Consider the following 18,787-nt stretch of genomic DNA (forward strand, 5'->3'; position numbering starts at 1 on the left):
GCGGCCGGGTGTCAGGCGGCCCGCTCCTCCGCCACGTCCGGGGCGAGCGGCACCTGGGGCCCGTCCAGCTCGCTGAGCCAGCGGCGCAGCACACGGTGGATGTGCTCGGCGCCGGTCAGTTCCTCCCCGTCCCCGGCCGGTGCGGACAGCTCGTGCGGGGAGAGCAGGAACGGGTGGGACTGGGCACCGCCGAGCCCGCCGTGCGAGCCGATCTGTTCCTCGAAGGCGAGGACTTCGCCGTCGGCGGGGTCGTAGGCGGAGTTCACCATGATGTCGGCGGTGTGCGGGAAGGAGTGGGTGCGGCGGACGGCGTCGGCGGCACCGGGGCCGAAGCGGGCCAGCGGGCCGGGCTCGTCGTCCAGCTCGGCCAGGGGGATCTCGGCACCGTAGGCGCCGAGGACGACGCCGTCGTGCTCCTCGCTGCGCACGAGGAGGAAGCCGACACCGGGGTGGTTGGCGAGCGTGGTGAGCAGGGCGGGGTGGCGGGCGTCGATCTCTTCCTTGGTCATGCGGTGCGGGACGTCCGGGAAGGAGATGAGGCCGAGGTTGCCGGAGGCCAGCACGATCGGCTCGGAGCGGCGGGAGGGGCGGTGGTGCTCGCCCTTCTCCTCGACCGGCCGGCGCAGGGCGGCGCGGACGGCCGCGCGGGCCTCGGTGCCGCTGCGGGTGCGCTGGGCCCGGCGCGGGACGTGCAGTCCGCAGCCGGCCCGGACCAGGTCGCCGAGGGTGAGGCCGTAGCGGGCGCGGAACGTTTCGCCGGGGCTCTGTCCGTGGTCGGAGAGGACGACGATCCGGTAGGGGCGCGGGGCGTGTTCGGCGACCCGTTCGAGGAGGGCGAGGGAGCGGTCGAGGCGTTGCAGGACCTTCTCGGTGTCGCGGCTGCGCGGGCCGGAGTGGTGGGCGACCTCGTCGTAGGCGACGAGGTCGGCGTAGACGGCGGTGCGGCCGGCGAGCATGTCGCCCATGACCGCGGCGACGACGACGTCCCGTTCGACGACGGTGGCGAAGGCGCGGACGAACGGGTAGAGGCCGCCCCGGCCGACGCGCGGGCGCTGTCCCCGCAGCCGGGCGCGGGTGGACTGGCCGATCTCGCGGCCCACCTCGGCGACGAACGACAGGGCGGTGCGGACGGCGCCCGCCGGGTCGCGGAAGTAGGCGAAGTACCCGGCGCGGGAACGGTTCGCCGGGCCGCGGCGGCGGGCGGCGATCGACAGGACGAGGGCCTGCTCGGCGGCGCCGCCGCTGAACAGGTTGCCCCGGCTGGCGCCGTCGACGGTGAGCAGTCCGCCGTCGCCCGTGTGCCGTATGGCCCGGCGTTGCAGTTCGGCGGCGCTCGTCGGCCGGTTGCAGACCATCACCTCGCCCCGGTCCTTCTCGTACCAGCGGAACGCCGGCACGTCGAAGGTGCTGCCGTGCAGGATGCCGAGCTGGCTGGCGCCGGTCTGGCTGGACCAGTCGGTGCGCCAGGGCGTGAGGCGGTGGGTGGGGCGGGCACGGCCGACCGCCGCCGGCGGGGTGCCCTCGCCCGCGCTCGCCGGCCGTACGCCGTCGCCGCCGGACAGCCAGCGGCCCACCGTCGGCATCAGGCCCTTGCGGACCGCGTCGACCAGGACGTCGTGGCCGACGCCGTCGAGCTGCACGCACAGCAGTCCGGGCGCGGTGGGGCAGGGCGGATGGTCCCGTCGGCTGCGGGTGGCGAGGCGGTGCAGGCGGCGCCGGTAGGTCTCGTCGTCGCGCACGGCGAGGGCCGCGCCGGTGGCGGACGCGACGGCGGACATCACGGCGGCCACGATGACGGCGGTCTCGGGCGCGGCCTCGCCGCGCCCGGAGGGATTGATGCGCAGGGCGAGCAGCAGCAGGGAGCCGTTGAGGAAGAAGACCAGCAGGCCGAGGACGAGGGCGGGGACGAGCAGCAGCAAGCGCACCAGGAGCGGCCAGACCACGGCCGAGAGGATGCCGAAGGCGCCCGCGCCGCAGGCGGCGGCCACGGCGATGCGGGTGGCGCTGTCACCGTCGGCGGACTGGAGCTGGAAGTCGGGCAGGATCGCGGCGAGGGCCAGCATGGTGACCGTGGAGACCGCCCATACGGCGACGCTCCGCCCGACCTGACTGGCGATCCGTCGCCACCGCACCCCGCCCACGCCCCGCACACCTCATGTCCCGGCCCTCCCCCACCCTGTGGCCGGGGGGCCTCCTCTCGCTTCACCGGCCCGATCGAGCCGGCTCCACCTTGTCACACGTGCGGCCGTCCGCCCGGGCGGGCCATCGCAAACGGGGCGGGACCGGGAGGGGGTCACCGTCCGTCGTAGCCGGCCGTCGGCATCGACAGCCGGCGGTGCACCCGCGCCTTCATCTGCGCGTCGTACGCCGGCTCGGCCCGCCCCACCGTCTCCACGCGCACGCCCCGGCGCGCGCATTCGGCGGTGAACTCCTCCACCGACGACAGGGCCCGGCGCAGCACCCGGAGGCTGGGCGCGACGAACACGTCCACCCCGGGCCGCACCCCGTCCCAGAGCGCGCAGTGGTCGAAACGCAGTCCGCCGACGAGAAGTTCCCGGGCGACCACGTAGCCGTGCTCGGCGGCCCAGCGGGCGCACATCGCGTGCTGGCTGCGCGAGTCCACCAGGAAGGGGTCGGCCTCCAGCTCCTCCAGGGGTGTGAGGCTGGCGATGGCGGTGACCCGCACGGTCGTGAGCGCCCCGAAGGCACCCCGCGGCTGTCCCATGGCGTCCCCCTCACCTCCGGGTTTCGCCGCCGACCCTACTCCTGCCCGTAGGCTTCGGGGAGTCGCGTGAAGGAGGCGAAGAAGGTGCCGGTGGAGATCACGTGGTGGGGTCACGCCACCTGTGCGCTGGAGGATGCGAACGTACGCCTGCTGACCGACCCCCTGTTCGCCCGCCGGCTGGCGCACCTGCGGCGCCGGCGGGGTGCGGTGCCGCCCCCGGGGGCCCGCCGCGCGGACGTGGCACTGGTCTCCCACCTGCACGCGGACCATCTGCACCTGCCGTCGCTGGCCTGCCTCGACCCGGGCACGCGCCTGCTCGTGCCCCGGGGCGCACCACGGGCGGTACCCGGTCTGCGCCGGCTGCGGCAGCTGCGGATCACCGAGGTGGCTCCCGGCGACGAGGTGCGGATCGGCGAGCTGCTGGTGCGTGTGGTGCCGGCGCTGCACGACGGGCGGCGGCTGCCGGTGGGTCCGCACCGCTCGCCCGCGCTGGGCTACGTCGTCGAGGGCGAGGCGCGGACGTACTTCGCCGGGGACACCGGGTTGTTCGACGACATGGCCGAGCGGGTGGGGCCGGTGGACGTGGCGCTGCTGCCGGTGGGCGGCTGGGGGCCGTATCTCGGGGAGGGACATCTGGACGCGGGCCGCGCGGCACGCGCGTTGGCCCGGCTGGCGCCGCGGCTGGCGGTGCCGGTGCACTACGGGACGTACTGGCCGATCGGCATGGACGCGGTGCGCCCGCACGAGTTCCACGCGCCGGGCGACGAGTTCGTGCGGCTGGCGGCGGTGGCCGCGCCGGGGGTGGCGGTGCACAAGCTGGGGCACGGGGAGAGCGTGCGGCTGGAGGTCGCGCGGTGACATGGCTGGCCGACGTGTCGCGGGCGGTGACGCCCGGGGCGACGCAGCAAGTGATGGGCTATCCGTCGTTGTTCCTGCTGGTGCTGATCGGGGCGCTGGTGCCGGTCGTGCCGACGGGCGCGCTGGTGAGTTCCGCGGCGGTGGTGGCGTTCCATCAGACGATGCCGTTCCCGCTGGCGTTGGTGTTCGTGACGGCGTCGCTGGCCGCGTTCCTGGGGGACGCGGCGCTGTACTGGCTGGGGCGGCGCGGGATGCGGTCGAAGAACGGGTCGCGGTGGCTGGAGGCGATACGGTCGCGGGCGCCGGAGGAGCGGCTCGCGCAGGCGCGGGGGAAGCTGGCCGAGCACGGGGTGGCGGTGCTGGTGCTGTCCCGGCTGGTGCCGGCCGGGCGGATACCGGTGATGCTGGCCTGTCTGATGGCGGAGTGGCCGCCGAGGCGGTTCGCGCGGGGGAATCTGCCTGCCTGTCTCGCCTGGGCGGCCACGTACCAGGTGATCGGGATAGTGGGGGGTTCGCTGTTCGCCGAGCCGTGGGAGGGGGTTGTGGTGGCGGTGGTGCTGACCGTCGTCATCAGCGCGGCGCCCGGTCTGTGGCGGCGGGTCCGGGCCGCCGGGTGAGGGGGCGCCGGGACGCCCCGCGTCAGTCCAGCACTCTTGAGCCGCCGACCGGCAGGTCCCACAGGTCCTCGCGCTCCAGCCCCGCCTTCTCCCAGGCCGTCCGCGCTCTGGTGAGCGGCTCCAGGACCGGTTCCGCGGAGAGGATGAACGTGGCCCAGTGCATGGGGGCCATGCGGCGGGCGCCGAGGTCGAGGGTGGCCTGGACCGCGTCCTCGGGGTCGCAGTGGACGTCGCGGAGCCACCAGCGGGGGTCGTAGGCGCCGATGGGCATCAAGGCGAGGTCGATGCCGGGGTAGCGGCGGCCGATGCGGGAGAACCAGTGGCCGTAACCGGTGTCGCCGGCGAAGTAGAGGCGCTGTCCGTCGGAGTCGGTCAGGACCCAGCCGCCCCACAGGCTGTGGCAGGTGTCGGTGAGGGTGCGCTTGGACCAGTGGTGGGCGGGGACGAAGTCGAAGCGGACCCCGGACAGTTCGGCGCCCTCCCACCAGTCGAGTTCGGTGACCCGGGTGAACCGGCGGCGCCGGAACCAGCGGCCGAGGCCGGCGGGCGCGAACACCGGGGTGTCGCGCGGGAGTCGGCGCAGGGTGGGGGCGTCCAGGTGGTCGTAGTGGTTGTGGCTGATGACGACGGCGTCGACGCGGGGCAGGCTCTCCCAGAGCACGCCCACGGGGGTGATGCGGGCCGGGGTGCCGAGGATGCGGCGGGACCAGACGGGGTCGGTGAGGACGGTCAGGCCGCCGATGCGGACGATCCAGCTGGCGTGTCCCGCCCAGGTGACGGCGAGGGTACGGGTGTCGACGCGGGGCAGCGGGGCCGGTGCGTAGGGCAGACGGGGGATGTCGGCGAGGCCATCGGGTCCGGGGCGCACGGCGCCTTCGCGGGCGAAGCGGGCGAGGGCCTTCAGGCCGGGCAGGGGGGCGGTGAGCCGGTCGTGGAACGTGCGGGGCCAGACCCGGTGTTCGCCGAGCGGGCGGGGCTCGGCCAGGGGCGGGGAAGAGGGCGCGAGGGGGGCCGGCGTGCCGGGTTCGCCGGCTGCCACGGCCGTCGTCGTGGCCGGGCCGGGCTCATGCGTCTGCTGCGTCATCGAGGATGCTCCCATCGCTGAGCGTCGTCGCGGAGATCGTCGAAGGCCGACCTCAAGGAGATCAACGCCCGTTGCACGTGTGGCAGTTCCAACGGTTCGGGTGACGTGAGGCTTTCCGTGCGTTCCTCGTCCGTGGCGCCCAGCAGGGGCCCGGTGGCGAGCCGGACGCGCAGCGCTCCGAGGTCGTCGCCGAAGCGGTGGCCGCCGGGCGCGGGCATGCCGAGCCGTGCGGTGAGGAGGTCCTCCAGTTCCTGTGCGTCACCGACGCCCTGGGCGGCGAGCGGTTCCCGCAGCGGGCCGAGATCGACGTACAGGTGCCGGCCGGCCTGCGGGGGCCGGGCGAGCGCGCCGGCGGCGACGACGGCGGCGTGCGCGGCGGCGGCCACGCGCGCGTGCAGCCGTACGGTGGCCTCGCGGCGTTCGATGACGGGCGGGGGCTCGTCCAGGGCGTAGCCGGCGACCGCCGCGACCGGTGTGGGGAGACGGGCGCCGAGGGCGGTGAGGATGTCGAGCACGCGCGCGTGGAGGTGCCGTCCGCTGTCGGTGGCCGGGAAGCGGGCGACGGCGGCGGGCCAGCCGGGGGGCAGCAGGGCGCCGGCCAGGTCGGTGACGACGGTGACCTGGCCGGGCCACATCTCGGCGGGGCTGAGCAGGACGGTGTCGTGCGGGGCGTGCAGGGTGTCCCGCCAGGTCTCGTCGCTGACCAGGTGCAGGCCCTCGGCGGTGGCGGCCTCGACGGTCTCGTGCAGCAGTTCGGGCGGGGTGACGGTGGCGGTGGGGTCGTCGGCGACGGACAGCACCAGCAGCCGGGGGTCACCGCCCTCGGCGCGGACCCGGCGGACGGTCTCCAGCAGCGCGTACGGGTCGGGGACCCCGCCGCCCTCGGCCGGGGTCGGGACGTGGAAGGCGGGCCGGCCGAGGACGCGGGCGTACGGGGCCCACCAGGCGGGGCAGGGCCGGGGTACGAGGACGTCCGCGCCGTCGCCGGCGAGCGCGGCGGTCAGGGCGAGCAGCAGGGCGGGGGCGCCGGGTCCGGCGGCCACCTGGTCGGGGACGCAGGGCAGGCCGCGCCGGGTCCAGTAGCCGCAGGCCGCCTCCAGCAGGGCGGGGGCGCCGCCGACGGGATGGGCGTCGGCGCGGCTCGCGGCGGCGGAGAGCACGGCGGACAGTTCGGGGAGCACGGGCAGGCCGTCGCCGGGGAGCGGCGGGCCGTAGCGGACGGGGCCGTGGCCTTCTTCGAGGTCCGTCCGCCGCATGTCCGCCTCCGCGCAGTCCGTGGTGCCGTCGTGCCGCCCGCTCCGGGCCGTGCTGTCCGCGTGGGCTGCTGTGCCGTCCGCGTGTGCCGTGCGGGTCGGCGACCTGTCCGGGCGGGTGTCCGTCCGTCTCGTCGTGCGTCTCGTGCCGTGTCCTGTGGTGCTCCGGGCCGGCTGTGTGGCGGGTGGTTCCGGTGAGGTCCCTGGGAGGTGCCCTCGGGAAGGTGTGTACCCGCCGGACGGCCCTCCATGGGCGGTGCCGGAAGTTGCCCGGATCACATCCCCGCGGGTTCGCCTCCCCGGAACCGCCGGTGGCCGACAACCCGGTGGCCGAACAGCCGGTAGCCGGCGCCCGCGCAGGCGGCGGCGATGAGGGCGGCGCCGACGGCCAGGGCGGGGACCGAGTCGTCGAAGGTGCCGCCCCGTCCCGCGTCCACGCCGTGCTGGACGCCGGCGGGCGCGCAGGGGTCGGAGCCGTGGGACTCGTCACAGGTGCGGCCGTCCGAGCAGCCGCCCTCCCGGGACTCCGCGCACCAGTGGTCGTCATGGCCGCAGGAGCCCGCCCCCGCACCGGCTCCCGCCCCCGCGCACTCCCGCCCGGAACCGTCCTGCCCGGCGGGGTCCTTGCCGGCCCCGGCGGAGTCCTTGCCCGTCCCGGCGGAGTCCTTGCCCGTGCCGTCCCGCCCGGCGGAGTCCTTCCCGGTGTTCTGCCGTCCACCGCCGTCCTGCCCGGCACCGTCCCGCCCCGCCCCCGTCCCGCCCCCGTCCCGGCCGCCGCCGTCCGGTCCGGTCGCCTGTCCGGGCCCCACCTCGCCCGCGCCGGCCCGGCCGGCACCGTCCTGGCCGAAGCCGTCCTGGCCGAAGCCGTCCCACCCTTCGTCCGGCCCGGTCCCGGTGCCCAGGTCCGCGAGGCCGTCCAGTCCGGGCACGGCCCCCGTGCCCTCCCGCCCGGCGTTCTGCGGGCTGTCCTGGCCGCAGGGTGTGCCGTCCGCGCAGGCCGTGTCCGGCGCGGTGAGGGCCTCGCCGCTCCGGGTGACGGGGTGGCCGCCGGTCGGGGGCGTGCCCGGGGCCAGGGAGACGGACGGACAGGGGGCGTCGGCGATCCGGGCGGCGGCGGGGTCGGTGGCCCGGCGCGCACTCCCGCTATCGCCCCCGGCGGTGGCGCGGGTGGCGCCCGAGGCGGCGGCCGGCACGACCGGCGCCGGCCCGCTGACGGGGTCGCAGAACGCGGGCGCGGTGAGGGTGCCGGAGACGGGGGCGGCGGCGGCCGGGCCGGTGAGGGCGAGCACGGCACTGGCGGCGAGGGCGGCGGACAGGGCGCGGGCGGTGCGGCGCATGGGAGGGGCTCCTCGGCGGGCGGCGGACAGCGGGCGGCGGACAGCGGACGGCAACCAACGGGCAGCGGCGGCACGGCCGGGCGCCGGTGCGCGGTGCGGCGTACACCGGCGTACCGGTCGCGCGCGGTGTGACCGTCGCACAGCGCGTCGGCGACACCGTGCGGTGCCCGGGTGACGGAAGGACACGGGTCGTGCCCTCGCTGCCATGACAGCCCGCGTGCCGCCGTACCGCGCGCGGCCGGAGCCCATTCGCGGGACACCCGGGGCCGGCCGGGTGACAGTCCGGCCGACGGCAGGCCCAAGGCGCCCCGGAACCCGCTCCCGTACCCGCCCCCGGAGGTTTTCCGCCCCCCGCGCAGGTCACTCGGTATCCGCTGACCGGATCGTCCGCTACGCACTGCACCGGGAGGTCTCTCCATGAGCACCAAGGTCTCGGACCACATCCTTGAGCGCCTGCGCGCCTGGGGGGTGGAACAGGTTTTCGGCTACCCGGGTGACGGCATCAACGGGCTGCTCGCCGCCTGGGGCCGCGCCGAGGACCAGCCGCGGTTCATCCAGTCCCGGCACGAGGAGATGTCCGCGTTCGAGGCGGTCGGGTACGCGAAGTTCAGCGGCCGGATCGGGGTCTGTGCGGCGACGTCGGGGCCGGGTGCCATCCATCTGCTCAACGGTCTGTACGACGCGAAGCTGGACCACGTGCCGGTGCTGGCGATCGTCGGGCAGACCAACCGGACGGCGATGGGCGGTTCGTACCAGCAGGAGGTCGACCTGCACACGCTGTACAAGGACGTCGCCTCGGAGTTCGTCGAGACGGTGACCGTGCCGGAGCAGCTGCCGAACGTGCTGGACCGGGCGATCCGGACGGCGTACGCCCGGCGCTGCCCGACCGCGCTGATCATCCCGGCCGATGTGCAGGAGCTGGACTACTCGCCGCCGACGCACGAGTTCAAGATGGTGCCCTCCAGCCTGGGGATGAGCGACTGCACGGCGACCCCGACGGACGAGGCGCTGCGCCGGGCGGCGGACGTGCTGAACGCGGGCGACAAGGTGGCGATCCTGATCGGGCAGGGCGCCGCGGGCGCGGTCGCGGAGGTCCGCGAGGTCGCCGAGATGCTCGGCGCGGGGGTGGCGAAGGCGCTGCTCGGCAAGGACGTGCTGAGCGACGAGCTGCCGTACGTCACCGGGCCGATCGGGCTGCTGGGCAGCCGGCCGTCGTACGAGATGATGCGGGACTGCGACACGCTGCTGACGATCGGCTCGTCCTTCCCGTACACGCAGTTCATGCCGGACTTCGGCAAGGCGCGCGGAGTGCAGATCGACATCGACCCGCACATGATCGGGATGCGCTATCCGTACGAGGTGAACCTGGTCGGTGACGCCCGGGCCACGCTGCGGCGGCTGATCCCGATGCTGAAGGCGGAGGGGCGCGGGCGCGAGTGGCACGACACGGTGTGCGCGAACGTGAAGCGCTGGCACGAGACGATGGAGCGGCGGGCCGGGCTGTCGGCCGATCCGATCAACCCGGAGCACGTGGCCCGGGCGCTCGACCCGCTGCTGCCGGACAACGCGATCCTCACCTCGGACTCGGGGTCGGTCGCCAACTGGTACGCCCGGCACATCACGATGCGGCCGGGCATGCGCGGTTCGCTGTCCGGGACGCTGGCGACGATGGGCCCGGGGGTGCCGTACGCGATCGGGGCGAAGTTCGCGCACCCGGACCGGCCGGTGTTCGCGCTGGTCGGGGACGGGGCGATGCAGATGAACGGCCTGGCGGAGATGATCACGGCGGCGAAGTACCGGGACCGCTGGTCGGATCCGCGGCTCGTGGTGGCCGTGTGGAACAACCAGGACCTGAACCAGGTGACGTGGGAGATGCGGGCCATGGAGGGTTCCCCGTCGTTCCTGCCGTCGCAGTCGATCCCCGATGTGCAGTACGCGGCCTTCGCCCGGTCGCTCGGTCTGACCGGGATCCGGGTGGAGAAGCCGCAGGACGTGGAGGCGGGCTGGCGGGCCGCCCTGGAGGCGGACGGACCGGCGGTGGTCGAGTTCCTCACCGACCCCGCCGTACCGCCGATCCCGCCGCACGCCGGCTGGGAGCAGATGGAGGCCACGGCCGCGTCGATCCTCAAGGGCGACGCCGACCGGGGCTCGATGGTCAAGCAGGGGCTGAAGGCGAAGGTGCAGGAGTTCCTGCCGGGCCGGCAGAAGCACTAGGCCGAGCGGTGGCCGGGCGGCGCCGACCCGTGTCGGACGTGCGGTACCGGGTACGCGGTGCGGACCTTCGACCCTCTGGAGGGAGACATGCAGCGAGGCAGTGACCGGCTGAGCGTCCACCGGGACGACGAGATGAAGCACGAACTGAAGGGGCTGCTCCGGTCCGGCCATCCCACGCGCGTCGAGGAGTGGCACGACCCGGAGCCCGCCGCGGACGACGATCCGGAGGTGTGGAGCGGACCCGTGGGCGGCCTGGGGTCTCCGGCGTCGCTGGAGCGGACCCGGCTGGAGCTGGCCCGGCACCTGAGCCGGCACACGTTTCCCGCGAAGCCGGGCGAGCTGGCCCGGGCGCTGCGCCGGAGCAACGCGCCCGGCGGACTGGTCGACGCGGTGGCCGCGCTGCCGCACGGCAGCCGGTACGAGAACATGCAGCAGCTCGCCGAGGCCGTGGCGGGCGGCGCATGAGCCAGGACCAGGCGGCCGGCATCGCGCGCGGTGCCACGGCCGACGTGGGGGACGCCACCACGCGGTTCCTGCTGTACGGGCTGCTGCCCGGCTGGTTCGTGCCGGGGCTCGCCGACTGGGCGATGCACCGGCGGACCCGGATCGAGGACACGGCGGGGACGAAGGAGTCCCTGATCCATTCGTTGATGATGGCGGAGGTGGGCCTGCCCATCGCGCTCACCCTGCGCTACGAGGTCAATCCGCTGCTGCTGTCCGTGCAGCTCGGCGCGGCGGCGGTGCACGAGGCGACGGCGCTGTGGGACGTGCGGACCGCCGTCCACAGCGACCGTGAGGTCAAGCCCGTCGAGCAGCACATCCACAGTTTTCTGGAGTCGCTGCCCTTCGGCGGGCTGGTCTCGCTGATGTGCCTGCACGCCGATCAGGTGCGGTCGCTGCTGCGCGGGGGGCGCGGGGACCCGGACGCGTGGCGTCTGGTGCCGCGCCGGCGCCCGCTGTCGCCCGGTTACCTGGCGGGCATCGGTCTGCTGATCGGCGCGTGCGTGCTGCTGCCGTACGGCGAGGAGCTGGTGCGTTGCCGGTGGGCGGCCCGGGCGAGGAACCACCGGGCCCGGGTCCACCGGGCCACGCTGCGGAGAGTGAAAGGAAGCTGAGGATCATGCGTATCGCGTTTCTGGTGGCACCCGAGGGCGTCGAGCAGGTCGAGCTGACCGAGCCGTGGCAGGCGGCCTCCGGTGCCGGGCACCAGCCGGTGCTGGTGTCGACCCGGTCCGGGAAGATCCAGGCGTTCAACCACCTGGACAAGGCGGACACGTTCCCCGTGGACGAGGTGGTGGGTGAGGCGTCGGCCGGGTCGTTCGGCGGTCTCGTCCTGCCGGGCGGCGTGGCCAACCCGGACTTCCTGCGGATGGACGAGAAGGCCGTCGCGTTCGTGAAGGACTTCTTCGAGACGGGCCGTCCGGTCGCGGCGATCTGCCACGCGCCGTGGACGCTGGTGGAGGCGGACGTCGTACGCGGCCGGGTGCTGACCTCCTGGCCGAGTCTGCGCACGGACATCCGGAACGCCGGCGGCACCTGGGTGGACGAGCAGGTGAAGATCTGCGACCACGGCTCCAACCGGCTGGTGACCAGCCGCAAGCCGGACGACCTGAAGGCGTTCTGCGACGCGTTCCTGCACGTGTTCGCCGGCGAGGCCGGCTGACCGGACGCTGAGGTGAGGGGGCCGGCCCGTCAGGGGCCGGCCCCTTCGTGCGGGCGCCTTGTCGGGTGAGGGTGCCGTCCCGCGGGTCTGGCCGTGGGCGGCGTCAGGTGCCGGCCGTGTCCGGGGTCGCCGCCTCGCCGCAGCCGCGCTCACGGGCGCCCTCCCGGGTGCGGGCGGCGCTCACCAGGCGGCGGGGGTTGCGGCGCAGGTACTCGCCCTCCAGCTGCGCCATGCGCTCGTTGTGGGCCCGCAGTGCGTCGTTCGAGCCGTACAGGAGAGTGTCGTGGCGCGTGCGGTGGATCGTCTCCAGCTCCTTCATGAGCTGCTGGTCGTCCAGCCGGCTGGGGTCGACTCCGGTCATGGTGGTGCCCCGCTCGTCGTGTTCGTTCATGGGCTACGGGTACCCGCCCGGCACGCACTGCCCCCGAGCGATTTCCGGGAGGAATCCATGGAGCTCGCGTTCCTGAGTCCACTGTACGAACATCCGGGGTCCTGGGCCTCCGCATACATCGACCTGTCGCAGCACGACGAGGACATGGAGCACCGCAGGCACCTGACGGCGGAGGCGGTGGCCCGGCGGCTGCGCGAGGAGGGCGCCGACGAGGCCACCTGCCGGGCGGTGTACGACACCGTGGACGCCCTGCGGCACAGCACGGAGCCGTACGGGCGGGCCGTCTTCGCCCGGAACGGCGAGATCGTGCTCCAGGTGCCGCTGACCCGGGCCCCGCCACAGGGCCTGGTGCACTGGGGCACCCTGCCGCACGTCACGCCGCTGCTGGACCTGGCCGGGGAGGACCCCGTGTCGCTGGTGGCGTACATCGACCGCACCGGTGCCGACTTCGAACTGCGCAGCGCGGTGCTCCAGGAGGAGACCGGGCATGTGACGGGCAGCCGGCAGTGGCCGATGCACCGGGCGAAGGCCTCCGACTGGTCCGAGCGGCACTTCCAGCTGAAGGTGGAGAACACCTGGGAGCACAACGCCCGGGAGGTCGCCGAGGCCCTCGCGGCCTGCCAGGCCGAGACCGGGGCCGACCTGCTGGTCCTGTGCGGGGAGGAGCGCGAGTGCCGGTCGGTGCGCGAGCGGCTCCCCCAGCGGCTCCGGGACCGGACCGTGGAGGCCGAGCACGGCATCGGCAGCAGGCTGCTGCCGGGGGAGGTGGAGGACATCCGGGCCCGGCACGTCCGGGAGCGGGTGCTGGCCGAGGTGGACCGGTACCGGGCCGCCCGGACGCCCGACGAGGAACGGCGGGCCGCGGCGATCGAGGGGGTGCCGCAGCTCGTCGAGGCGGCGCGCGAGCACCGGCTGGCCGAGCTGCTGATCCGCCCGGACGCGCCGGACACGCACCGCGAGGTGTGGATCGGCGAGGACCCGGACCAGTTGGCGGCCCGCCGTACGGAGCTGAGGAACATCGGCGAGCGGCACGCCTGGCCGGCCCGCGCCGATGACGCGCTGGTGCGGGCGGCCGTGGTGACCGACGCGCCGGTCGTCTCGCTGACGCCGGTGCTGGAGGAGGCCGGCGACGAGGTCGCGGCGGGCGGCATGGGCGCGCTGCTGCGCTGGAAGTGACGGCTCCGGCGCGGCGGGCGGTCCGGGTTACCGGGCCCGCTCCACTCGCCGTTCGTCCCAGACCGGTTCGGGTGTCTCACGGACCCGGCCGTCGGAGCCGAAGACCAGGAAGCGGTCGAAGGAGCGGGCGAACCAGCGGTCGTGGGTGACCGCGAGGACCGTGCCCTGGAACGCCTCCAGACCCTCCTGGAGGGCCTCGGCCGACTCCAGGTCGAGGTTGTCGGTGGGCTCGTCCAGGAGCAGCGCGGTGACGCCGGCCAGCTCCAGCAGCAGGATCTGGAAGCGGGCCTGCTGTCCGCCGGAGAGCCGGTCGAAGCTCTGTTCGGCCTGTTGGGTGAGCTCGTAGCGGCGCAGCCGGGACATGGCGGCGCCCCGGTCCTGGGCGTGCTCCTTCCAGAGGATGTCGAGGAGGGTGCGGCCCCGGAGCTCGGGGTGGGCGTGGGTCTGGGCGAAGTGGCCGGGCACGACCCGGGCGCCCAGCTTCCACTCCCCCGTGTGGGCGACGTCCTCGCCGGCGAGGAGCCGGAGGAAGTGCGACTTGCCGGAGCCGTTGGAGCCGAGGACGGCGACCCGTTCGCCGTAGAAGACCTCCAGGTCGAACGGCTTCATCAGCCCGGTCAGCTCAAGTCCCACGCAGGTGACGGCCCGTACGCCGGTACGGCCGCCCTTCAGCCGCATGGTGATGTCCTGCTCGCGGGGCGGCTCCGGCGGCGGGCCGGCCTCCTCGAACTTGCGCAGGCGGGTCTGGGCGGCCTGGTAGCGGGAGGCCATCTCATGACTGACGGCGGCTGCCTGACGGAGGGTCAGGACCAGCTTCTTCAGCTGGGCGTGCTTCTCGTCCCAGCGGCGGCGCAACTCCTCGAAGCGGGCGAAGCGTTCGCGACGGGCCTCGTGGTAGGTGGCGAAGCCGCCGCCGTGCACCCAGGCGTCGGCGCCGGCCGGGCCCGGTTCGACGGAGACGATCTTCTCGGCGGCGCGGGCGAGGAGTTCGCGGTCGTGGGAGACGAACAGGACCGTCTTCCGGGTCTCCTTGAGCTGTTCCTCCAGCCACCGTTTGCCGGGCACGTCGAGGTAGTTGTCCGGCTCGTCCAGCAGCAGCACCTCGTCGGTGCCGCGCAGCAGCGCCTCCAGCACGAGCCGCTTCTGCTCACCGCCGGAGAGGGTGCGCACCTGCCGCCACTGGGCACGCTCGTACGGCACGCCGAGCGCGGCGGTGGTGCACATGTCCCACAGGGTCTCGGCCTCGTAGCCGCGCACCTCGGCCCAGTCGGCGAGGGCCTGCGCGTACCGGAGCTGGGCCGCCTCGTCGTCGACGGTCATGATGGCGTGCTCGGCCTCGTCGACCGCCTTCGCCGCCTCGCGGATGCGGGGCGGGGCGACGGAGACGAGCAGGTCGCGCACGGTCGTCTCGTCCCGTACGGAGCCGACGAACTGGCGCATGACGCCGAGGCCGCCGCCGACGGTCACACTGCCGCCGTGCGGTTTCAGCTCGCCGGAGATCAGCCGCAGCAAGGTGGTCTTGCCGGCGCCGTTGGGGCCGACCAGGGCGACGACGGCCCCTTCGCCCACCCGGAAGGACACATCGCCGAGCAGCGCCCTCCCGTCGGGGAGGTAGTACTCCAGGTGCGCGGCTTCGAGATGTCCCATGGCCAGGCATTCTCCGAGCCACCCCCCGCCCGGGGCAAACCGTTATCCGCCGCCCCGGCCCACCGCCCGGCGGGGCCGGGGCCCGACACCTCCCGCCGTTTCCCGGGCAGGGCAGAACACCGGCCGGCAAGAGGGACGCCACGGCCGCTCCCGGGGGCCGGTCCGGTGGCGGGCGGTCGTGGTGGTGCCGGGTCTCACGAGCGGGCTCGTCGGACCACCGCCGCACCGGCCGCCGCTTCCGGACCGCCGGGGGATCGCGGCGCGCGGACCGTACGCCACCATGCCCCGTCACGGCCCCGGACGCCACGGGGAGCCATGGGCCACCGTGGCCGCGCCGGGCCGGCCGCGCCGGGCCGGCCCTCCCCACCGGCCCGCGACGACCTCCTCTCGGTGACGGGGCCGTCGGCTAGTCCGTCGCCCCCAGTGCCTCGCCCGCCGGGCCGCTCTCGCCGGACGGTTCCACCGTGGCGCCCTCCCAGGACAGGGCCTTCCAGCCGTCCGCCGGGGAGCCCTCCAGGACGATCACACCGGTGTTCTCCAAGGGGTGGGCCGCGGCGAAGGCGACGTCGACGTTGGCGGCGCGGGCGGCGGTCCAGACGCGGATCGCGGCACCGTGGCTGACCATGGCGACGGACCCGGCACCGCTCGCGGCGGCCTCGGCGACCACCGCGTCGTACCGGGCGAGGGCCTCCTCGCCGCTCTCCCCGCCGGGCATGCGCAGCGCGGTGTCCCCCGCGGCCCAGGCGAAGACCGTGCGCAGATACCGCTCGCCCTCCGGGGTGTGGCCCGGCAGCATCTCCAGGTCGCCGGCGGACAGCTCCCGGATGCCGTCGCGTACGACGACGTCCAGGCGGCGGGCGGCGGCCAGCGGGGCGGCCGTCAGCTGGGTGCGGATCAGCGTGGACGCGTAGAGCGCCTCGATGTCCTCTCCGGCGAGCACCTCGGGCAGCGCGGCGGCCTGCGCCTCGCCGAGCGGGGTCAGCCCCGGGCCGGGCACGGCGGTGTCCAGCAGGTGGTTCAGGTTGGACGGGGTCTGGCCGTGCCGGACGAGGAGCAGGCGCATCCGGGTTCTCCTCTCGCACCGGGCCGGCCGGCGCACAGGACAAGAAACGGGCACTTCAGGGTAACCGCACCCCATGAGCCCAGACGTGGACCTGACTGCCCCCGCGACCGCCGCCCGCGCCCCGCTGCGCACGCTGCTCGACCTCGACGGCCGCCTGTTCAACGCCGCCGCCGCCTGGCACTGGCCCGGCGCCGAACGCGTCCTGCCCCGCCTGAGCCGCAGCGCGAACCACGGGGTGCTGTGGTTCGCGACGGCCGCCGCGATGGCCGCGAGCCGCACACCCCGGGCCCGCCGGGCGGCGGCCCGCGGTCTGGTCTCGCTCGGCCTGGCCTCGTTGACGATCAACACGCTCGGCAAGCGCTCGGTGCGCCGGGCCCGGCCGGTGCTGGACCCGGTGCCGCTGGTGCGGCAGCTCAAGCGGCAGCCGATCACCACGTCCTTCCCCTCCGGCCACGCGGCGTCCGCCGCCGCCTTCGCGACCGGCGTCGCCCTGGAGTCCCCGGCGTGGGGCGCGGCGGTGGCACCGGTGGCGTTCTCGGTGGCGATGTCCCGGGTGTACACGGGGGTGCACTTCCCGAGCGACGTACTGGCCGGGGCGGCACTCGGCGCGGGCGCCGCCTTCCTGGTACGGCGTCTGGTGCCGACCCGGTCCCAGATCCGGCGGCCCGACAGGCCGCGCGCCGCGGCCCCCGCGCTGCCCGAGGGCGACGGCCTGGTGGTGGTCGCCAACCGGGCGTCGGGGACGGCGGACCGGGTGCGGGCGCTGCACGACGCGCTGCCGCGGGCGGAGATCGTCGAGTGCGCGCCCGAGGAGGTCGGCGACGAGCTGGAGAAGGCGGCGGCCCGGGCCCGGGTGCTCGGGGTGTGCGGGGGCGACGGCACGGTGAACGCGGCGGCCGTGGTCGCGCTGCGGCACGGTCTGCCGCTCGCGGTGCTGCCGGGCGGCACCCTCAACCACTTCGCCTACGACCTGGGCGTGGAGGACGAACGCCAGCTGGCCCAGGCCGTCCGGTACGGCGAGGCGGTCCGGGTGGACGCGGTCCGGTTCACCACCCGGGAGTCGCGGGGGCTGTTCCTCAACACGCTGAGCCTGGGGGTGTACCCGGAGCTGGTGCGCGCGCGGGACAGTTGGTCGAGCCGGATCGGCGGCTGGTCGGCCGGGGTGCTCGGCGCGCTCCGCGTGCTGCGCGCCGGCCGGCACCCGCTGGAGGTGGAGCTGGGCGGGGAGCGGCGGCCCCTGTGGCTGCTGTTCGTCGGCAACGGCGTCTACCACCGCATGGGCCTCACACCGGGCCGCCGTACCGATCTGGCGGACGGCCTGCTGGACGTGCGGGTGGTGCACGGCAACGGCAGGCCCGCGCTGCGGCTGCTCACGGCGGCGGTCGCGGGTCCGCTGACCCGCTCCCCCGGGCACGCGGCGGTCCAGGTGGACCGGCTGCGGCTGACCGGCATCGCCCCGGACACCCCGCTGGCGTACGACGGTGAGGTGACGGCGGTGTCGGGCGAGATGACCCTGGAGAAGCTCCCGGAGGCCCTGACGGTCTACCGCCCTGTGCCGGCCGCCCGTTGAGGCACGCGGGACAGCACCCCGCTGGTCCACATAGTGAAACGCGGGTCTCATCATTCGGCACGCCCGCGTACGGTTGAGCCGTACCGGCGGACGGGTCCGGCCGGTGACGCCGACGAGGGTGAAGGGGTTCAGCCATGCCGAAAGCGCAGGAGACCGCCGTCTACACGCACGGGCACCACGAGTCGGTGCTGCGATCGCACACCTGGCGGACCGCCGCCAACTCCGCGGCCTATCTGCTCGGCGCGCTGAAGCCCCACATGAGGATCCTGGACATCGGCTGCGGGCCCGGGACCATCACCGCCGACCTGGCGGAACTGGTCCCCGACGGCCGGGTCACCGGCGTCGACCGGGCGCCCGGCGTCCTGGAACAGGCCCGGACCACCGCGGCCGGACGCGGTCTGACGAACGTCGACTTCGCGGTGGCCGACGTGCACGCCCTGGACTACCCGGACGACACCTTCTGCGTGGTCCACGCCCACCAGGTGCTCCAGCACGTCGGCGACCCCGTACGGGCGCTGCGCGAGATGCGCCGGGTGACGAAGCCGGGCGGGTTCATCGCCGTACGGGACGCGGACTACGCGGCGATGACCTGGTATCCGGCGGTACCCGGCCTGGACGACTGGCTCGACCTGTACGAGCGGGTGGCCCGGGCCAACGGCGGTGAACCCGACGCCGGGCGCCGGCTGGCGGCGTGGGCGCGGGACGCGGGCCTGCGCGACGTCACGGCGGGCTCCAGCACCTGGACGTTCGCCACGCCCGAGGAGCGGGCCTGGTGGAGCGGCCTGTGGGCGGACCGCACCCTCGCCTCCGAGTACGCCGGCCGGGCCACCGGGGGAGGTCACGCGACGGCGGAGCGGTTGCGGGCCGTGTCGGAGGCGTGGCGGGACTGGGGCCGGCGGGAGGACGGCTGGTTCGCGGTCCTGCACGGGGAGATTCTGTGCCGGAAAGAAGCCTGATTCGCGCATTTCGGGAAACACGGACCGCAGGAGGTTCACATTATGGTTCCCATCCTGCTGGTCCTGCTTCTGGCGCTTATTCTGTTCGGTGCCGGATTCGCGTTGAAGGTACTGTGGTGGATCGCCCTGGCGGTGCTCGTCGTCTGGCTGCTGGGATTCCTGGTGCGCGGCACGACCGCGGCCGGCGGCAGGGGCCGCTGGTACAGGTGGTGAGCGATCCGCCGCGCTGGTGA

General features: G+C 74.8%; 18 protein-coding genes. 10 read left to right on the forward strand and 8 right to left on the reverse strand.

From position 1 onward, the window contains the following. Nucleotides 1-11 precede the first annotated feature (11 nt). A complete protein-coding gene (locus IE273_RS16215; RefSeq protein WP_229887249.1) occupies nucleotides 12-2,141 on the reverse strand; it encodes a phage holin family protein in 2,130 nt (709 codons plus the stop codon). Between the two features lie 152 nt (nucleotides 2,142-2,293). Further along, complete coding sequence (locus IE273_RS16220) at nucleotides 2,294-2,725, reverse strand: hypothetical protein (protein ID WP_014676036.1); 432 nt, start codon at nucleotides 2,723-2,725, stop codon at nucleotides 2,294-2,296. A gap of 84 nt (nucleotides 2,726-2,809) precedes the next feature. Between IE273_RS16220 and IE273_RS16225 the strand changes: the two genes are divergently transcribed. Beyond that, entirely contained in the window at nucleotides 2,810-3,583 is a 774-nt protein-coding gene (locus IE273_RS16225) for an MBL fold metallo-hydrolase (RefSeq protein ID WP_189816030.1), read from the forward strand. Then, the gene (locus IE273_RS16230) at nucleotides 3,580-4,200 is read left to right on the forward strand and encodes a DedA family protein (RefSeq protein WP_189815879.1); all 621 of its coding nucleotides are present in this window, start codon (nucleotides 3,580-3,582) and stop codon (nucleotides 4,198-4,200) included. Before IE273_RS16225 ends, IE273_RS16230 begins: the two co-directional genes overlap by 4 nt. A 22-nt stretch (nucleotides 4,201-4,222) precedes the next feature. On the opposite strand, the gene IE273_RS16235 is transcribed toward IE273_RS16230, so the two are convergent. The 3 genes from IE273_RS16235 to IE273_RS16245 form a co-directional block, all read right to left on the reverse strand. Continuing rightward, nucleotides 4,223-5,284, reverse strand: coding sequence for an MBL fold metallo-hydrolase (locus IE273_RS16235; RefSeq protein ID WP_189815880.1), 1,062 nt, complete (start codon nucleotides 5,282-5,284; stop codon nucleotides 4,223-4,225). Beyond that, nucleotides 5,281-6,540, reverse strand: a complete 1,260-nt coding sequence (locus tag IE273_RS16240; RefSeq protein ID WP_189815881.1) for an aminotransferase class I/II-fold pyridoxal phosphate-dependent enzyme — start codon at nucleotides 6,538-6,540, stop codon at nucleotides 5,281-5,283. Before IE273_RS16240 ends, IE273_RS16235 begins: the two co-directional genes overlap by 4 nt. A 272-nt stretch (nucleotides 6,541-6,812) precedes the next feature. Beyond that, nucleotides 6,813-7,874 (reverse strand): hypothetical protein, encoded by a 1,062-nt coding sequence (locus tag IE273_RS16245; RefSeq protein WP_189815882.1) that lies wholly within the window; start codon nucleotides 7,872-7,874, stop codon nucleotides 6,813-6,815. 417 nt (nucleotides 7,875-8,291) lie between these two features. Here IE273_RS16245 and IE273_RS16250 point away from each other — a divergent pair, with 417 nt between their 5' ends. The 4 genes from IE273_RS16250 to IE273_RS16265 all read left to right on the forward strand — a co-directional run bounded on the left by IE273_RS16250 (nucleotide 8,292) and on the right by IE273_RS16265 (nucleotide 11,751). After that, nucleotides 8,292-10,088: a thiamine pyrophosphate-requiring protein gene (locus IE273_RS16250; RefSeq protein WP_189815883.1), complete on the forward strand. Its 1,797-nt coding sequence runs from the start codon at nucleotides 8,292-8,294 to the stop codon at nucleotides 10,086-10,088. Nucleotides 10,089-10,175: 87 nt separating this feature from the next. After that, complete coding sequence (locus tag IE273_RS16255; protein ID WP_189815884.1) at nucleotides 10,176-10,553, forward strand: DUF2795 domain-containing protein; 378 nt, start codon at nucleotides 10,176-10,178, stop codon at nucleotides 10,551-10,553. Further along, entirely contained in the window at nucleotides 10,550-11,203 is a 654-nt protein-coding gene (locus IE273_RS16260) for a diguanylate cyclase (RefSeq protein ID WP_189815885.1), read from the forward strand. Before IE273_RS16255 ends, IE273_RS16260 begins: the two co-directional genes overlap by 4 nt. 5 nt (nucleotides 11,204-11,208) lie before the next feature. Further along, nucleotides 11,209-11,751: a type 1 glutamine amidotransferase domain-containing protein gene (locus IE273_RS16265; RefSeq protein ID WP_189815886.1), complete on the forward strand. Its 543-nt coding sequence runs from the start codon at nucleotides 11,209-11,211 to the stop codon at nucleotides 11,749-11,751. 103 nt (nucleotides 11,752-11,854) lie between these two features. On the opposite strand, the gene IE273_RS16270 is transcribed toward IE273_RS16265, so the two are convergent. After that, the gene (locus IE273_RS16270; RefSeq protein ID WP_189815887.1) at nucleotides 11,855-12,142 is read right to left on the reverse strand and encodes a DUF6158 family protein; all 288 of its coding nucleotides are present in this window, start codon (nucleotides 12,140-12,142) and stop codon (nucleotides 11,855-11,857) included. Between the two features lie 57 nt (nucleotides 12,143-12,199). Between IE273_RS16270 and IE273_RS16275 the strand changes: the two genes are divergently transcribed. Beyond that, nucleotides 12,200-13,318, forward strand: coding sequence for a baeRF2 domain-containing protein (locus IE273_RS16275; protein ID WP_189815888.1), 1,119 nt, complete (start codon nucleotides 12,200-12,202; stop codon nucleotides 13,316-13,318). 27 nt (nucleotides 13,319-13,345) lie between these two features. Here the strand turns inward: IE273_RS16275 and IE273_RS16280 are convergent, their stop codons facing one another. Both IE273_RS16280 and IE273_RS16285 read right to left on the reverse strand, forming a co-directional pair. Next, nucleotides 13,346-14,965: an ABC-F family ATP-binding cassette domain-containing protein gene (locus tag IE273_RS16280; protein WP_189815889.1), complete on the reverse strand. Its 1,620-nt coding sequence runs from the start codon at nucleotides 14,963-14,965 to the stop codon at nucleotides 13,346-13,348. Nucleotides 14,966-15,371: 406 nt separating this feature from the next. After that, nucleotides 15,372-16,028 carry a histidine phosphatase family protein gene (locus IE273_RS16285; protein ID WP_189815890.1) on the reverse strand — a complete coding sequence of 219 codons (657 nt, stop codon included), beginning with the start codon at nucleotides 16,026-16,028 and terminating at the stop codon, nucleotides 15,372-15,374. 73 nt (nucleotides 16,029-16,101) lie between these two features. Between IE273_RS16285 and IE273_RS16290 the strand changes: the two genes are divergently transcribed. From IE273_RS16290 to IE273_RS16300, 3 genes are all read left to right on the forward strand, one after another. Next, entirely contained in the window at nucleotides 16,102-17,598 is a 1,497-nt protein-coding gene (locus IE273_RS16290; protein ID WP_189815891.1) for a bifunctional phosphatase PAP2/diacylglycerol kinase family protein, read from the forward strand. A gap of 134 nt (nucleotides 17,599-17,732) precedes the next feature. Continuing rightward, nucleotides 17,733-18,554: a methyltransferase domain-containing protein gene (locus tag IE273_RS16295; RefSeq protein ID WP_189815892.1), complete on the forward strand. Its 822-nt coding sequence runs from the start codon at nucleotides 17,733-17,735 to the stop codon at nucleotides 18,552-18,554. Nucleotides 18,555-18,596: 42 nt separating this feature from the next. Further along, nucleotides 18,597-18,767, forward strand: a complete 171-nt coding sequence (locus IE273_RS16300) for a hypothetical protein (protein ID WP_014676019.1) — start codon at nucleotides 18,597-18,599, stop codon at nucleotides 18,765-18,767. The last annotated feature ends 20 nt before the right edge of the window (nucleotides 18,768-18,787 follow it).

It is taken from the genome of Streptomyces olivaceoviridis (assembly GCF_014650115.1).
Classification (GTDB): domain Bacteria; phylum Actinomycetota; class Actinomycetes; order Streptomycetales; family Streptomycetaceae; genus Streptomyces; species Streptomyces olivaceoviridis.

Excerpts from the sequence above, each read along its gene's own strand:
- IE273_RS16220 (WP_014676036.1), bottom strand. The coding sequence starts at position 2,725 with ATGGGACAGCCGCGGGGTGCCTTCGGGGCGCTCACGACCGTGCGGGTC.
- IE273_RS16245 (WP_189815882.1), bottom strand. The coding sequence starts at position 7,874 with ATGCGCCGCACCGCCCGCGCCCTGTCCGCCGCCCTCGCCGCCAGTGCC.
- IE273_RS16270 (WP_189815887.1), bottom strand. The coding sequence starts at position 12,142 with ATGAACGAACACGACGAGCGGGGCACCACCATGACCGGAGTCGACCCC.
- IE273_RS16280 (WP_189815889.1), bottom strand. The coding sequence starts at position 14,965 with ATGGGACATCTCGAAGCCGCGCACCTGGAGTACTACCTCCCCGACGGG.
- IE273_RS16235 (WP_189815880.1), bottom strand. The coding sequence starts at position 5,284 with ATGACGCAGCAGACGCATGAGCCCGGCCCGGCCACGACGACGGCCGTG.
- IE273_RS16290 (WP_189815891.1), top strand. The coding sequence starts at position 16,102 with ATGAGCCCAGACGTGGACCTGACTGCCCCCGCGACCGCCGCCCGCGCC.
- IE273_RS16265 (WP_189815886.1), top strand. The coding sequence starts at position 11,209 with ATGCGTATCGCGTTTCTGGTGGCACCCGAGGGCGTCGAGCAGGTCGAG.
- IE273_RS16285 (WP_189815890.1), bottom strand. The coding sequence starts at position 16,028 with ATGCGCCTGCTCCTCGTCCGGCACGGCCAGACCCCGTCCAACCTGAAC.
- IE273_RS16240 (WP_189815881.1), bottom strand. The coding sequence starts at position 6,540 with ATGCGGCGGACGGACCTCGAAGAAGGCCACGGCCCCGTCCGCTACGGC.
- IE273_RS16275 (WP_189815888.1), top strand. The coding sequence starts at position 12,200 with ATGGAGCTCGCGTTCCTGAGTCCACTGTACGAACATCCGGGGTCCTGG.
- IE273_RS16300 (WP_014676019.1), top strand. The coding sequence starts at position 18,597 with ATGGTTCCCATCCTGCTGGTCCTGCTTCTGGCGCTTATTCTGTTCGGT.
- IE273_RS16255 (WP_189815884.1), top strand. The coding sequence starts at position 10,176 with ATGCAGCGAGGCAGTGACCGGCTGAGCGTCCACCGGGACGACGAGATG.
- IE273_RS16260 (WP_189815885.1), top strand. The coding sequence starts at position 10,550 with ATGAGCCAGGACCAGGCGGCCGGCATCGCGCGCGGTGCCACGGCCGAC.
- IE273_RS16295 (WP_189815892.1), top strand. The coding sequence starts at position 17,733 with ATGCCGAAAGCGCAGGAGACCGCCGTCTACACGCACGGGCACCACGAG.
- IE273_RS16250 (WP_189815883.1), top strand. The coding sequence starts at position 8,292 with ATGAGCACCAAGGTCTCGGACCACATCCTTGAGCGCCTGCGCGCCTGG.